The 1,445-nt window shown below is 70.2% G+C and carries 1 protein-coding gene; it reads left to right on the forward strand.

The features are described from left to right. Window positions 1–118 precede the first annotated feature (118 nt). Window positions 119–1,297 (forward strand): glycosyltransferase family 9 protein, encoded by a 1,179-nt coding sequence (locus C3Y15_RS31390; RefSeq protein ID WP_059461274.1) that lies wholly within the window; start codon window positions 119–121, stop codon window positions 1,295–1,297. Window positions 1,298–1,445: the final 148 nt, after the last annotated feature.

Consider the following 1,445-nt stretch of genomic DNA (forward strand, 5'->3'; position numbering starts at 1 on the left):
CCCCAAGCCCGCACCGTGCCCAGATGCGATCGCCATCCATGGCCAGTACGCCACGCCTGCCGCCGCAAAATCCTGTACATTGCGAGCCTTGTTCAGCCAGCTAGCCGGATCCATCGCCGTGGCCCTGTTTTCCTCCGCCCGCCCGCCCAGAACCATTCTCGTTGCCGCACCGCGCCGGATCGGCGACGTGCTGCTGACGACGCCGCTCGTGCGTTCGCTGAAGGCGCGCTGGCCCGACGCGCAAATCGACATGCTGGTGTTTCGCGGCACCGAAGGCGTGCTGGAGCACAACCCGGACGTGCGGCGTGTGATCGTCGTCGCCCAGCGCGCGCGGTTCAGCGAGCGGCTGCGCGACGCGCTGTCGATCTGGCGCCGCTACGATCTCGCCTGCGCGGCACTGAGTTCGGACCGCCCGCGCTTCTACAGCTGGTTTGCCGGCCGCAAGCGCGTCGGCCTCGTCGATCCGAATCGCGTCACGTGGCTCACGCGGATGATGCTCGACGGAATCGCGATCAATCACCACGAATCCGCGCACACGGTCGTCAGCACGCTCGCGCTCGCGCCGGTGATCGGCATCGAGCCGGTGTCGGAGGTCGTTGCGCCCGGAATCGGCGACGACCCGGCGCGGCGCGCGCGCTTCGATGCATGGCTCGCGGAATCGCCGGCGATTCGCGACGGCAAGCCGCTCGTCGTGCTGCATCCGTATCCGATGTTCCGCTACAAACAATGGCGGCTCGACGGCTGGGTCGAGATGATCGACTGGCTGCGCGGGCAGGGATTCGCGGTCGCGCTGTCGGGCGGCCCGGCCGATCGCGAGCGCGAATATGCGGAGCAGGTCGCGGCGGAGGCGGGCGGCGACGTGCTGAATCTGGTCGGCCGCCTCACGTTCGGCGAGAGCGCGGAGCTGGTGCGGCGCGCGCGTCTGTTCATCGGGCCCGATACCGGCGCGACGCACGTCGCGGCCGCGACGGGAACCGACACGATCGCGCTGTTCGGCCCGTCCGATCCGGTGCGCTGGGGGCCGTGGCCGCAGCACTGGCCGCCGACCGAAAATCCGTGGGCGTTGCGCGGCTCAGGCCGGCACGGCAACGTGTGGCTGCTGCAGGGCGAAGGCGATTGCGTGCCGTGCCGGCACGAGGGCTGCGAGCGTCACGTCGACAGCCGCAGCGACTGCCTCGCCCATCTCGGCGCGCAGCGCGTGAAGGCCGCGGCGGCCGAGATGCTTGGGCTGAATCCGCCGGACCCGGCGGGTGTGATCATCGATACGTCGCGGCTCGATCGGGCGCGTCGGGACTGACGCGTACCAGCCGCACGGTTTACAGAGCTGAATACGGGCGGCGACGCACGCGTGCCGCCGTACACGAGACGGTGCGGCAGGCGACTCCGTGACCGCCAGTCGCCAGTCGCCAGTCGCCAGTCGCCAGCCGCACCGTCTCGTGTACGGC

It is taken from the genome of Burkholderia sp. B10, assembly GCF_004368385.1.
GTDB lineage: Bacteria > Pseudomonadota > Gammaproteobacteria > Burkholderiales > Burkholderiaceae > Burkholderia > Burkholderia vietnamiensis.